The organism is Ginsengibacter sp. (assembly GCF_057362405.1).
Genome location: NZ_JBMQQG010000063.1, coordinates 23,933 through 37,511, shown reverse-complemented (window position 1 = coordinate 37,511; position 13,579 = coordinate 23,933). Strand labels below are relative to the sequence as shown.

Here is a 13,579-nt window from a genome sequence, read left to right as displayed (position 1 = left end):
TAGTTCTTCTGAAATGGCGGGCTTACCTGCCAATCCAAGTCGCGTGGAAATAGCGCCTTCGTTCATTAATCCGGATGAGCCAATACTTTTATCATCTGGTAATTGAATAATAGTGGCGCCGATAGCCAGAATGTATTCCAGTGCCTTTTGTAAAATGCCGGATGATTGAACAGGGTTAGTACCGTCGGAAAATGCGACTGCACCAGTGTTATGCATATCATACATTTCACTTAATTCCTTGCCTTCTGAATTTTTCGTAACTGATCCTATTGGAAAAATTTGTACGGGTAATCCTTTACTTTTCTGGATAAGATATTCAACCTGGCTCTTATTATATACAACAGGACTGGTGTTAGGCACAAGCATTACCCGGGTGAACCCCCCGGCCGCGGCAGCACTAGCGCCAGTCTCAAGTGTCTCTTTAAATTCCTGGCCTGGATCGCAAAAGTTTGCAAAGCAATCTACCCACCCTGACGAAACATGGAGGCCATCTTTCCCGATTGTCTTGTCAGCGCTGCTCTTTAGGTCATTTCCAATATCTGTAATAATTCCATTTTCAATTAAAATATCCTGCAATGTTCCATGAAAAGGAGAGGAGGGTGAAACAATATTGGCTCTTTTTATTAAAACCTTCATTAGGTTTATGAAAAAATTTGGTTGCGCGAAGATAGGGTTAAAAAATAATTAAATAAATTTCGTTAAAACTTGTCAACTAGTCAGCAAATATTCGTTAATCAATTTTAATTTCCATAAGAAAAAACCGGCGCGGGTTATAAGTTTTGATAAATACCGCGATATCGAAAAACTTCTTTTGAATAGTCTTTCGCGAAAGTATAAGAATCTATATCGAGATTGGCAGCAAGTGCTATGTTCACATTGCCTTCGCCGCAGTTATACGCCGCAGTAACTGCCCTTTCCCACATGGTTCCCTGGAGTTTCGCTTTCCACCCTTTCTGCTCAAGGAACTTTGCTTTTCCAATTAATATAGTAACGGCCATTTGGGCGGTAGCACCGGGGTCAGTCCATTTACCGGAATTTATGAATGATGGGAAAGATGCGATATCAATTTGCCAGAAACCGAATCCATGATATTGTTTTGCTGCATCTGTCGGGCGCTTTCCGTAATCGCCCTTCATTAAATTGCAAATCTTGTCAAAAGGCAGCGCCTGGTTAGCATATCGTGTAAATAAAAACCCGGTTTCTCGGGCGCATATTCCTGCGAGCCAATCTTCAGTGTATTCGCTGCTTGCTATTGCGTTTTTAATTGTGGTGCCAAGGTTATCTTTAATCCATTGCATCATTTTCTGATCGGTGTTTATATGCGGCTGTGGAGGTTCATTATCCGGATTAAAACCCAATGAATAAGCTTTACCAAAGGTGAGGCTGCCGGCAACGCCTGTTTGCTGAATGCCATAAAATTTTTGAAACGCTTTAGTTGCATCTCTTGTAATTGTACCAAAATCGCCGTCTGGAGTTGCAGTTAAGAATCCTTGTTTTTGTAAGAACTTCTGCCAGTCTTTTACTAAAGTGCCGGAATCATTCAATTGAAGTGCCATATAAATTTTTAATGTGCAAGAAAATAAATATCAAAAAAAAATTTATAAGGCAGGACAATACATTTTTACAAAGGGTATGAATTTATTTTTGTCAGAGACGAATTTGATTCGTGACTAACGGTCTCAAAATTTGAAAATAAATATTACAAATCCAAGTAAAGGTGAAGATTAAGATACTTTTTTTATCTATTGATAATATCAGATTTATTCACAACATTTGTTTCACATCCTGGTTTTATTCTATCGCTGCATTTAATCTTTAAAAAAAATTACAAGCAGGTTTTTAAAGACTGTAAGATTGATTCTTAAGCTTTATAATGAAATAGATATTTCTTAAATATTTTACCAATGGAAAAATTTGCTAAAAAAAACGGAACAAGCGTGAGGGCGTATAAAGGTGATGCGATGACACTTTTATGCTTTGACGTCGATAAAAAGCTCATTGAGAATTTTACAGGGTTCAGCATCAAAGTTACGCCGCCAGGCGAAAGTGCAAGGGCTTATTATCTCTATAACCGCATTTCCTATTCGCCGGATGTAATTGCGGCAAGCAAATTGGATCCTGCGAAAATTAATATTTACAAAATGAATTATGCGCCCCTGCAGAGGTTTAGTTGGGTGCACGTGCCGGGTACACACAGCCAGGTTCATGAATACATTTATGGAGATTATAAGTATGATATAACACCGCGCTATCTTGTTGACAATAAATTGCAGGCGCTCAATAAAGATCTCACAGTAAGCATCACTATTGATGTTAGTCCTTATAAATCAGGAAAGACGCAAATTAATTTTACGCGGGGATTTATTGAGTCGCAGGCATATTCAAGACATTTTGGATTGAATAATAAAATAAGACCGAATGATACTGATTTAATTTACAGCACGAACCAGGTTGCCAATCCGGCGTTCGGACAATATACTTTTGAAGATCAATATAAATGGCTTGGATGGCAGGCTCGCATGGCTTTGTTTGACTTTTTAGATGAAACGGTCAAAAATAAAAGAATGAGTTTAGATGTCTTTGCCTACGATTTGGATGAGCCGGATATTTGCAGCCAATTAATTCAACTGGCAAGAGAAGGGAGAGTGAGAATAATTCTTGATAGTTCTGCCAGTCATTCCGGCGACAATGATTTTGAAACAAAATTTGATGCACTCTTTAAACAGGAAGCGCTTGATAAAACCGCATTGGTAAGAGGCAAATATCTTTCTATCAGTCATTCAAAAATATTCATTCAAAAGTTTGACGGCAAACCTGTCAAGGTTGTGACGGGTTCAGCAAATTTTTCAACTAACGGACTTTATATAAATGCCAATCACGTTATTATCTTCCAGAATATAAAGGTGGCGCAGGCTTATGATGATGTCTTTAATGCAAGTTTTGGGACAAGCGATTCGGATACGGTTGTAAAAATGAAATCATTTAAGACAGGACTCGCCCAGGCTGCATCATTCGAATTTGAAAATATAAGTGGTATACCGGACATGAGTATACGCTTTTCGCCGCATAGTAAGGATGTTGCCACAGCCTTCTTTGACCTGATAAGCCAGCGAATATTAAGTGCGCAAAGCGACGTATTATTTGCAGTGATGAACGATAGAAGTGCCAGCAGCATTCTCGACGCTTTACATACACAGGTAAAGGCTGAAAATGTTTTCACTTACGGAATTACAGACGTAATGGCTGACAAGCAGAATGGTGTAATGCTTTATAAACCGAATAGCAAGAGAGGTGTGTTGGTTGCTGGCAAACCGGGTGAATATATTTTACCCGAACCTTTTGAGGAAGAATCCAAAACACCTGGTATCAGTGTACATCACAAATTTGTGGTGGTGGATTTTAAAGGAGCAAACCCCGTGGTTTATTGCGGCAGCAGTAACCTGGCATTTGGACCGGAACAGTCCAACGGAGATAACCTGCTGGAGATTCGTAATAGAAATGCCGTAACTGTTTTTGCGATTGAAGCTATGCGCCTTGTTGATCATTTTGAATGGAGGAATGCATTAGCCATTAAAGGAACACAGCCTCCGGTAATGCCAGCGGCGGGTACCCCTGCCAATACTTTCTATTTGCACGGCAGTTCAGAAAGTAATTGGGTTAATAAGTACTATGATCCCAATGATTTGCGTTTCGTGGAAAAGGAGTTACTCATCAGGCCACACCTCAATGCTTAATTAATCTGCCGCTACTATTGTGAAATCTTTTTTAAGTTTTATGTCTTCGCATGATGCTCCTATTCTTACTTCGAATTCACCCGGCTCAACTGTCCAGTTCATATTCCTGTCCAGGATTTGCAGATCTTCGGGATGAAGAGTGAAGCGGATGGTTTTGGTTTCGCCCGGGTTTAACGAAACTCTTTCAAAGCCTCTCAACTGAGAATCGTAAGTGGTAACACTGGCTACTTTGTCCTTTACATAAAGTTCCACAATCTCATCACCTTTTCTCGTTCCCGTGTTACTAACGTCAACGCTTACTTGTATGTCTCCATGTTGCTTTTGTACATCAGGTGTAAGAACAAGATTACTGTAACTAAATGTTGTATAGCTCAATCCGTACCCGAAAGGATACAGTGAGCCATTAACACGTGTATTACCATAGCTAAATTCTTTTCTGCCCTGGTCGGCCTGTGAGCCTGGCTTGAAAGGGAAATTATATTCAATTTGTCCGACAGTCTTGGGAAAAGTGATAGACAACTTACCTCCGGGATTATAGTCACCAAATAGGGTCGCTGCAATTGCTTTGCCCCCATATTGATTAGGAAACCATGCTTCTAGAATGGCGGGGACATAACGATTTGCCCAATTGATGGTTAACGGCTGTCCGTTTATTAAAACCAAAACCACAGGTTTGCCGGTCGCTTGTAATGCTTCTAGCAACTGTTCCTGCCTGCCGGGTAAATCAAGTCCTGAGCGGGATAATCCCTCACCAACCCGTGCAACATCTTCACCCAGAACAGCAATAATCACATCATTTTGTTTTGCTTCGTTTACGGCATCCGTTATAGATTGTTCTTCCTCCACAGTAAGCGGCGTATGAATGATCTCACTTTCGGGCCAGGTACTATCCACTACTTCACATCCCTTTAAATAATTAACCTGGATATTTTTTGGGAGATAATTTTTTATACCCTCCAGTACGGATGTAACAGGAATATGATTAGGGCCATAGCGACTGATTGCGTAGTTTGTTTCTGCTGCAAGAGGTCCGGTGATAAAAATTTTTTTCAATTTATTTTTATCAAGCGGCAAGGTGTTGTTTGAATTTTTTAAAAGAACTAAAGTCTGGCGTTCCATCTCCATTACAAAATTTTCATGCTTATCGGTTCCGACAATTTTATCAGCAGCTTTTACATCTTTCACGTATGGGCTATCGAAAAGCCCGAGTTTAAACTTTACTCTTAAAACATCTGCAACCCTGCTGTTAATAGTTTGCATGCTGATGCTTCCATCTTTAATTAATTCTCTCAACGGTAAAATAAATGTTTTTGGCTGGGTAAAATTTGTTCGCACGTTCAATCCTGCTTCCACGACCTGCCTTACTGCATCTTTATAATTTTCTGCAACATGGTGCTTAGAGAATACATATTCAACTGCTTCGCTGTCACTAACGACATAACCGGTAAATCCAAAAACTTCACGCAACAATTTGGTTAAAAAATAATAGCTGGCTATTATAGGAACGCCATCCCAATCGTTGTAGCTTGCCATCACACCCATTGGATGTGCCATTTCAATGACTTTCCTGAAAGGATATAAAAACATTTCCTGTAATTCTCTTGGGGCAACATGCGGATCAGTTCTTGCATTTCCATCGCGGCCTCCTTTGGGTACGCTATACACGGCAAAATGTTTTAGAGTAGATGCCACACCTTCACTTTGAATGCCATTTACCATTTGAATTCCCAATTCGGAAATAAGGTAGGGATCTTCGCCATAGGTTTCTACAACCCTTCCCCAGCGTGGATCACGTGAAACATCCAGGATAGGTGCATAAATATTTGTATAACCTAACGCCTTCGCTTCCTGGCCTTCAATTTTACCCGCCTGCAAAACCAGATCCCTGTTCCAGGTACTGCCAATACTAATAGGCGCCGGCAACGGAGTAGCCCTGTCATGATTGAGCCCGTGAACTCCTTCATTGGTGAAATCAACGGGAATGCCTAAACGCGTTTCTTCAACAAACCATTTTTGTATTTGATTAATTGCAGCAGCATGATTGCTATATGGATAAGTCAGGGTGCTCGAATAATATCTTGCGGGCCCATTCACAACGCCATTCAATTGTTCATCAATGTTGGCAATACCATCTTTCCAGATTTCGTTTTTCCATTCGGGTGTTGGCAGGCTATCTTTTAAGACTCTCCTGTAACCGTATAATGTTGCCATCTGGCAAGTCTTTTCATCTACATTCATCTGCGATAATAGATCTGCAACTCTTTTCTCAACCGATTGCGCGGGATCTTCGAAAACGTCCATCTTGCCGTTCTTATTAAAATCAATCCATCCCTTGTGATAAATATTTATTTGAGCATGTGTGATGAGATCGTTAGAAACGAATATTAAAAAGAGAAGAAAAGTTATCGAGAAAAACTTACCATTGTGGTTCATAGAATTTTAATGTTTGTGAAATGATAGCGATAGAATGACATGCTATTATTTCAAGGTGAGTATATGTATAAACAAACTTATGATAAAATAATTTATTCGATAAAATCGCTGTAAGCTCTTTTTCCGAAGTATCGATAGCCCTTCGAATCGTATTTGGTTCCGGATAAAACGGAATGAATAAAGCCATTCAATTCAACCTGCGTTGTGTGAAAGATTTTTTTAACCGGGTTGGTTTTGAAGTAAAATTGGATGTGATTATCTTTTGATCTAAGAACAATAAGACTGTCATCTTCAGTCTTTTCAAATGTAAAAAAAGAAGACAGTTGCGCCAGCATCAGGTGACTTCTGTACCAAGTTCCGCCGGTTGCCGAAACAAAAGTTTTTCCATGGTACAACGCTATGCTGTCGTTGTAGGCAAAAACAGTAAGGTAATGGCTCTTATCTTTTTCAATCCATGATTTTAGTTTAGGCAGATAAGATGAATCATATCCGTAATCGCTGTCTAGAAAAATAATTCGTTCTACATAGGCAGGAATAGTTGAAACAGCATCCAGATAACTAAATAGTAAGCGACCACCGCCGCTGTGGCCGCTCAGGTAAATTGCTTTTTGTCTTGATGATATAAAGTTATATATCGTATCAACGATTCTCTTAGCAATTGAGGCATGGTCAACATGCTTGCTTTTCCAGAGCGGCCAGCTTTCAAAGGAATTTTCAAGGTAAGCTACTACTACGTTTGTATTACGCAATTTGCTTCTTACAAATTTTGTTTGCGCAAGTATGTGCTGAATATCGTATCGCCAATCATCACCTTCATTTAATTTTTTACCCATGGTTTGTTCTGTGGTGTTTCCATTGGGTAAACCGTAGAGAATAATTATTGTCTTGTTTGCATTGTGATTTACAGGTGCGTTAATTGTTATTCTAACATCCGGTATTATTGAAAATGAATAAGAGGTATCATCTCGGGATTGGCCTAATAGTAGGCAACTTCCCGAAGAACAGATGAAGAACAATAAATAATGCAATAAAATTTTATTGAGCTTATGCATTTCCAACTTTCCGTAAAATTGTATGATATACAGAACAAATTTTCTAATTATCTTCTTCCTTCTTTACTTCGTCTATAACATTTAAAAGGCCGTTAGTGAAAGTATCCTCTCCTAATTGCCAAAACATAACTCCGTTTAATTTTTTCTTAATAACATATTCCGTCTTAAGTTTTATAGATTCCTTATCGTCATATGTCGCCAGTAATTTCCGCTCAGCATTGAATGCATAAGGGGCTTTTGCTAAGGTATCCCAGTATTGCGTAAATCCGTTATTCGCATTTATTGTATCTGCGAAACGGCGATAGGGCAGGCCATGATAAAAGTGTGCAGGCCGGTATAACCCATGGTTGGCTGTGTCTGTTACTTCGAACAACCTTGCATAAAAAGCAGCGCCAATTGCAATCTTTCCGGGAGGAACTCCCGCTGCGATTAACCTGGTCACTCCATTATCAACAGATTCAACCTGGTCGGTTGTGGAATAGAGAGCTGTGTGATGGCCGGAAAATTTGCTAAAGCCTGATGTTAAATCGTAGCTCATCAGGTTTACACGATTTATTTTCGGCATTATTTTTTTCCATTCAACAGATGAATCGATATACTTTGTGAACCCTCCTGCCGCAAAACTGATTTCTTTTTTCTTTCCTAATTTTTTTCTGAGCTGGTTGATGAGCGCAGTAAAGTTTGGTTTGTCTTCCGGCCCGTATGTATGCCCGGGAAAGCCTGAAATAGTTGGATATTCCCAATCAAGATCAATTCCATCAGTTCCAAAATAATTGCACAGTTCCTTTACGGATTTGGAAAATTCTTTTCTTCCTTTCTTTGTTGAGAAAACAACTGAACATGTTTTGCATCCTCCCCAACCTCCGAGTGATAGAATTATTTTTAATTGTGGGTTGCGGCTTTTTAAACTCACCATATCCCGGATAGTAGCGCTATCCCACGCATGATCTACCGACAAACGATTTCCTTTTAAATGACAGAAACTAAAAATCAGGTGAGTAAGTTTTTCAATTTCGAAACTATCGATGGTATTGCTCCTGCCCGCGTAATAGGCTATAACGGCAATATTATTTTTGTCTTTTTCTTTTTGGGCGTAGCAGAACGAAGTGGTTAAAGCTAATATTAGAACGAATGGAATAAGTCGAATCATTGCAGTGGTTTGTTTTAATGATTTTTAAAAGTTTGTAATTTAAAGAAGAAAGTTTTGTTTTCCCGAATATCAACTAAAGTCTTTTGTTGTAATTGCAATATTTTTATGGCAAGAAGCAAATGGAAGAAATCTTAAGATGATACAATTTTTTTTCAGTGAAAGAAATAAGAGCGCACTTCGACTTATTCTGTTTTGTGGTTTGTGCTGTTATTGCGCAAAAGTGAGTAAGTCACAAAGCCATTCTCCCGCATTTAAAGTGATTGCATTTTACACGGCCAGGAACGATCAGGCACATATAAGTTTTGTGCACGAAGCCAATCAATGGTTTCCAATGATTGCAGCTAAATATAATTTCACTTACGACTCTACCAACGATTGGAGAAAGTTAAACCTGCAATTTCTTTCAAAATACCAGGTGGTTATTTTCCTTGATACGCGACCTGATTCTTTACCTCAAAGAGAAGCATTTCAACAATACATGGAACACGGAGGTGGCTGGATGGGATTTCACTTTGCAGCATTTGCATTAACGCCCTCAGAGTTTCCGCAGAACTGGAATTGGTATCATGAAACATTTTTAGGATGCGGCCAGTATGTGAGCAACACCTGGCGTCCTGTGTCTGCAATACTTAAAGTAGAAGATACCAGTTATCCGGCCACAAAAAATTTACCGCATACATTTAAATCATCTCCTAATGAATGGTACCGATGGGAACATGATCTGCGAAAAAATCCTTCAATAAAAATTTTGTTGTCTATAGATTCTTCAAGTTACTCATTGGGAACCGGCCCGAAGCAGAGTGAGATATGGCATAGCGGTTATTATCCTGTTGTATGGACCAACACAAAATACAAGATGATCTACTTTAATATGGGACATAACGATATTGACTACGAACATAAATTGGATACTACCAACCGAACGTTATCACACACATTCAATAACCCAATCCAGGATAAGCTGATAATTAATTCTCTTCTGTGGCTTGGCAAAAGAAATAAGTGAAGCCAACTTTTATCTGCATTATTCTTTTTTGCGATGCGAGCGGCGTGTGCATTTCTGCAAACAATATAAAATTTTTCAAGATTACATCTTGATTATTTTTGATGCATTAAATAACCTAATTGAAAAAAAATGAAAAGTATTTTAACGTTAATGCTATCTGCTTTAATAGCAGGACCAACATTTAGTCAAACACAAATTAAGATTGATGATGTAGCAAAGCATGTGGGTGAAAATGTAACTGTTTGTTCAAAGGTATATGGTACAAAATACCTAGGCAGGTCTGGTGTTACGTTTATAAACTTAGGTGCCGCTTACCCTGCCAGCCCGTTAACTTTGGTGATATTTAGTAAGGACAGAAATAATTTTTCCAACGTACCTGAAGAATTATATTCAGACAAGCAAATTTGCGTAACAGGCAAAATCAAAGAGTACAAGGGAAAAGACGAAATAATTATTTCAAAACCCGGTGAGATTGTTATTGAGTAGCCTTGAGGATTATTGAAAGTAGTCAACTTATAAAAAGAAAAAGCAGCCGGGGGTGGGGCTGCTTTTTCTTTAAGGATATTAAGAGTGATTTGTCAACTAGTTTGTAGTATGTTCAATTAGCTGAACAAACCGCCTTTCTTTAATTCGCGTGTTCCTTCACCAATTAAGAAACCATTTTGATATATTTCGATTTTGTAATTACCCTGCTGAAAATTTCCTGGTGCAAAAGAAAACTGAACGCTCTTCTTTTTAGCAGTTTCTATATCAACCGGTAGTTTAGCAGTAAAAGCTTTATCGCCTTCTTCACGGGTTTTAAAGGTGCCTGAATTTAAAGCCTGTTCAGAAACTGGTTTACCATCGGGGCCAATTACACAAACATAGACATCTGTCATACCCGGTGCCGCAATACGATTGCTTACATCGAACGATATAACGAGCTTGTCTACACGCTTTGCTTTAGAGGTAACTTTTTCTTTTCCGCTATGCCTTACATCAATAGGAGTAATATCGATATTGGAAGCATTTAACGTAGAAGCAACATCAACTTTCTGTGCCAGGCTATCTTTTGTAGCCGTTGTGGTTGTGAGGTTCTGCGTAAGTGTTTCTTTTTCCTGCGTAAGGTTTGCCTTGTCCTGGGTTAAATTCTGATTGTCCTGGGTTAACTGGGCAATCTGTTGTTCCATTCCGCTGATCTTATCATTGAGGCTGGCTATAAGTGTTTTTGCCCTTGATAATTCTGCAGCGGTTGCATTCTTTTTATTTAAGATACTGCGGATTTCTGCTTTTCTTTTAGAGATTTCTTTATTGTCGTCGGAAAGTTTACTTTGTAAACTTGTATTCAACGTTGACATGGAATCAAGGCGTGCAAGAGATGCGTCAAAGCTTTTTTGTATTTCACTTTTTTGATCCGTTACAGTGGCAATTTGTGTTTGCTGCTGTTGAATAGTCTCTCCACTTTTATTCTTATTTACAACCAGGGCAATACCCGTTCCAACCAGTGCAACGGCTAATATTCCTATAATAAGATTTTTAAAATTTTTCCTTGGTTCCTGGGGTTCTGTAGTTGCCGTTGGAAAATTGGTAGCGCTCATAATTTTGATTTTTTGTTTAAGAAATGTTTTTTTTAATGTTAAATTATAGCTGTCTTAGGATAGGTTAAAAACATCATGAAGAAATTATTTTTTTCTCTTCTCCCTCTTAAATTCCATAATCGTGCCATGTTTTTATTATTCGATTATCGGCGTCTAAAAACAATTTCTATCTTGTTGATCTTTATTGGATTAACAACTAAAAATATTTCATGTTAAATTCAATCTTGTCTATTCTTTTTATCATAATCTATAAAAGCAATAGACTAAACAGTAAAATATTAATTGGAATAATTGATTAAAAAAAATTATTTGATCAAAGGCGAAATTTTTAGTTTCACATGCAATCTGGTTCCCTGGATCCCAAAGAGAGATTTTAAAATTTTACAGGTATTTTTTTGGGAAGAACAATGTTTATTGACTCTTTAGTGTATCTGTTTTACAAAGCCGACATCCCGTTAATTATTAGATATATTTGCCCGATAATTTCGCTAATATCAAAAATTATTTCTTTCTTCAATTGTCGTCATATGAATAGATTTTTTCTTTGTTGTGGCTTATTTCTATTTACAAACAGTAATTTATTTGCACAAACAAAAACCACTTCCATAAGTTCGGGCAACCCTGTATTTACCGGTTGGTATGCAGACCCGGAAGCTGCTATATTTGGAAAGACTTACTGGATTTATCCAACCTACTCGGCACCATATGACAAGCAGGTTTTTTTTGACGCGTTTTCATCACCTGATTTAGTTAACTGGACCAAGCATAGTGATATAACAGACACATCAAAAATTAAATGGGCACATCGTGCCATGTGGGCGCCCGCAATCGTGGAAAAAAATAATAAGTTTTATTTCTTTTTTGGAGCTAACGATATTCAAAATGATCAGCAGCCTGGTGGAATTGGTGTTGCCATAGCAGATAAGCCCGAAGGTCCATATAAAGATTATCTTGGTAAGCCGCTGATCGATAAATTTCACAATGGCGCTCAACCCATTGACCAATTTGTCTTTAAAGATAGTGACGGCAGCTACTATCTCATTTATGGGGGCTGGAGGCATTGTAATATCGCGAAGCTAAATAATGATTTTACGGGCTTCGTTCCTTTGAATGACAGCACGACTTTTAAAGAAATAACACCTGATGGATATGTAGAAGGTTCTGTTATGTTTAAGCGAAATAGAAAATATTATTTCATGTGGTCTGAAGGCGGATGGACCGGGCCTGATTATAGTGTCGCCTATGCAATAGGAGATTCTCCATTTGGTCCGTTTAAGCGAATAGGAAAAATATTGCAACAAGATCCTGCAATTGCAACCGGCGCAGGTCATCATTCAGTAATACATATTCCGGGAACCGACAAATGGTATATTGTATATCATCGCAGGCCGCCGGGTGAAACAGATGGCAATTCGAGAGTTGTTTGTATCGACAATATGTATTTCGATGCAAAAGGTTTCATTAAGCCCGTTGTTATCACCAAAGAAGGTGTTGACAGATTCAGTTTAGAAAAATAAAAAAGGCCGGGAGATATATAGAACTCAATATAAAAGTGGATAAAATAAAAACTTCGAAGCCGCTACCAACTCCGAAGTTTATTATTAACTCCCAATCGAAATTATGGAGTTACCTGTCCATTTTGGATGAACTTAATTTGAACCGCTTTTGTCGAGTCAGTTGCAGTTGGTGAACCAACTAATAATATTGTGTAAATCTTTCCTTGCTCCACTGTTATGGTACGGCTGGCATTAACGCTTGTTTCGGCATTTACGTTTACTGTAATATTGCCGGGTGTGATTCCTTTAAATTCTGAAACCGTGGAGAATGTTGACGTAGTATCACATACGTTCGTTCCGTTAGATGCGATGGTAACATTTGGTTTCAATGATGAATCGGTGACGGCATTTACATAACGTACATAAGCCTGTCCACTTGTTGAAGAAAGGCTGTCGAAATTATCCTTTACTATTATATTCTTATAGTTACCCGTAGTTCCTACAAAAAAAGCAGAATAATAAGCACTGTCGGCAAAAAGCTGGTTGGTAGTAGCCAGTTGCGCTCCACTCGTGAAATCGATAACACTCACATCCTGAGTTCCCGGAGACACTCCCAGGTACTTCCCGGTATACTCGGTAAAACCCAATGGACTTGAAGTAAGTTTACTTCCTCCAATTGAAAATCCAACAGAAGTAGAATCGGGAGAAAGGTTAAAGGCCATCAGTCCGGCAGCCGGCGCATGCGTGTTATTATTTACTGTTTTTTTGCAAGCGCTAAACGCAATTGTCATTAACAATAAGGCACTAATGGGAATTAGAATTGAAAGATGTTTTTTCATGGTTAAAATAATTTTAATAGGTAAGGAAAATTATGTGCTCACTATTTATGAAAGAATGATGCCATTAATTATTAATAAAAGTTAAAAAAATTGAAAAGAGTCTTAACCACTGCAATGAAAATAAATCCATCTTAAAATCGTGCACTTGTTATAATGAAAACTATCTCAGTCATCCAGACTAAAAATGAACACTGAAAAATTCTTTTTAACTGTGGTGGAAACAATTGCCCTCATTGTTCTAGCATAGGCCAAAGAACGGGGTTACAGACTATCCTGACTCCCGGGTGTCGAT

Annotated in this window: 11 protein-coding genes; 4 read left to right on the top strand and 7 right to left on the bottom strand. The window is 38.4% G+C overall.

All coding sequences use genetic code 11. From position 1 onward, the window contains the following. A partial coding sequence (locus tag ACO1O5_RS05675; protein ID WP_486268871.1) for an amidohydrolase family protein occupies positions 1-636 on the bottom strand: 636 nt, incomplete at its 3' end. Positions 637-770: 134 nt separating this feature from the next. Then, on the bottom strand, positions 771-1,556 hold the full coding sequence (locus ACO1O5_RS05670; protein ID WP_486268870.1) for a peptidoglycan-binding protein: 786 nt from the start codon (positions 1,554-1,556) through the stop codon (positions 771-773). A 348-nt stretch (positions 1,557-1,904) separates the two neighbouring features. Here ACO1O5_RS05670 and ACO1O5_RS05665 point away from each other — a divergent pair, with 348 nt between their 5' ends. Next, positions 1,905-3,734, top strand: a complete 1,830-nt coding sequence (locus ACO1O5_RS05665; RefSeq protein WP_486268869.1) for a phospholipase D-like domain-containing protein — start codon at positions 1,905-1,907, stop codon at positions 3,732-3,734. Here ACO1O5_RS05665 and ACO1O5_RS05660 read toward each other — a convergent pair whose 3' ends face one another. The 3 genes from ACO1O5_RS05660 to ACO1O5_RS05650 form a co-directional block, all read right to left on the bottom strand. Next, a complete protein-coding gene (locus ACO1O5_RS05660; RefSeq protein ID WP_486268868.1) occupies positions 3,735-6,167 on the bottom strand; it encodes a glycoside hydrolase family 3 N-terminal domain-containing protein in 2,433 nt (810 codons plus the stop codon). It abuts the gene before it with no gap. 92 nt (positions 6,168-6,259) lie between these two features. Next, entirely contained in the window at positions 6,260-7,219 is a 960-nt protein-coding gene (locus tag ACO1O5_RS05655) for a hypothetical protein (protein WP_486268867.1), read from the bottom strand. 43 nt (positions 7,220-7,262) lie between these two features. Further along, a complete protein-coding gene (locus ACO1O5_RS05650) occupies positions 7,263-8,369 on the bottom strand; it encodes a glycoside hydrolase family 18 protein (protein WP_486268866.1) in 1,107 nt (368 codons plus the stop codon). Between the two features lie 220 nt (positions 8,370-8,589). On the opposite strand from ACO1O5_RS05650, the gene ACO1O5_RS05645 reads away from it, so the two are divergent. Continuing rightward, positions 8,590-9,375, top strand: coding sequence for a ThuA domain-containing protein (locus ACO1O5_RS05645; RefSeq protein ID WP_486268865.1), 786 nt, complete (start codon positions 8,590-8,592; stop codon positions 9,373-9,375). Positions 9,376-9,504: 129 nt separating this feature from the next. Beyond that, positions 9,505-9,861, top strand: a complete 357-nt coding sequence (locus ACO1O5_RS05640) for a hypothetical protein (RefSeq protein ID WP_486268864.1) — start codon at positions 9,505-9,507, stop codon at positions 9,859-9,861. 116 nt (positions 9,862-9,977) lie between these two features. Here ACO1O5_RS05640 and ACO1O5_RS05635 read toward each other — a convergent pair whose 3' ends face one another. After that, positions 9,978-10,952 (bottom strand): hypothetical protein, encoded by a 975-nt coding sequence (locus ACO1O5_RS05635; RefSeq protein ID WP_486268863.1) that lies wholly within the window; start codon positions 10,950-10,952, stop codon positions 9,978-9,980. Positions 10,953-11,479: 527 nt separating this feature from the next. On the opposite strand from ACO1O5_RS05635, the gene ACO1O5_RS05630 reads away from it, so the two are divergent. Then, complete coding sequence (locus ACO1O5_RS05630; RefSeq protein WP_486268862.1) at positions 11,480-12,469, top strand: glycoside hydrolase family 43 protein; 990 nt, start codon at positions 11,480-11,482, stop codon at positions 12,467-12,469. Between the two features lie 101 nt (positions 12,470-12,570). On the opposite strand, the gene ACO1O5_RS05625 is transcribed toward ACO1O5_RS05630, so the two are convergent. Continuing rightward, positions 12,571-13,287, bottom strand: coding sequence for a DUF4397 domain-containing protein (locus ACO1O5_RS05625; protein WP_486268861.1), 717 nt, complete (start codon positions 13,285-13,287; stop codon positions 12,571-12,573). Positions 13,288-13,579: the final 292 nt, after the last annotated feature.

What these genes read in the sequence shown, in the direction of transcription:
- ACO1O5_RS05625 (WP_486268861.1), bottom strand. Translation starts at nt 13,287, where the DNA reads ATGAAAAAACATCTTTCAATTCTAATTCCCATTAGTGCCTTATTGTTA.
- ACO1O5_RS05655 (WP_486268867.1), bottom strand. Translation starts at nt 7,219, where the DNA reads ATGCATAAGCTCAATAAAATTTTATTGCATTATTTATTGTTCTTCATC.
- ACO1O5_RS05640 (WP_486268864.1), top strand. Translation starts at nt 9,505, where the DNA reads ATGAAAAGTATTTTAACGTTAATGCTATCTGCTTTAATAGCAGGACCA.
- ACO1O5_RS05650 (WP_486268866.1), bottom strand. Translation starts at nt 8,369, where the DNA reads ATGATTCGACTTATTCCATTCGTTCTAATATTAGCTTTAACCACTTCG.
- ACO1O5_RS05660 (WP_486268868.1), bottom strand. Translation starts at nt 6,167, where the DNA reads ATGAACCACAATGGTAAGTTTTTCTCGATAACTTTTCTTCTCTTTTTA.
- ACO1O5_RS05630 (WP_486268862.1), top strand. Translation starts at nt 11,480, where the DNA reads ATGAATAGATTTTTTCTTTGTTGTGGCTTATTTCTATTTACAAACAGT.
- ACO1O5_RS05670 (WP_486268870.1), bottom strand. Translation starts at nt 1,556, where the DNA reads ATGGCACTTCAATTGAATGATTCCGGCACTTTAGTAAAAGACTGGCAG.
- ACO1O5_RS05665 (WP_486268869.1), top strand. Translation starts at nt 1,905, where the DNA reads ATGGAAAAATTTGCTAAAAAAAACGGAACAAGCGTGAGGGCGTATAAA.
- ACO1O5_RS05635 (WP_486268863.1), bottom strand. Translation starts at nt 10,952, where the DNA reads ATGAGCGCTACCAATTTTCCAACGGCAACTACAGAACCCCAGGAACCA.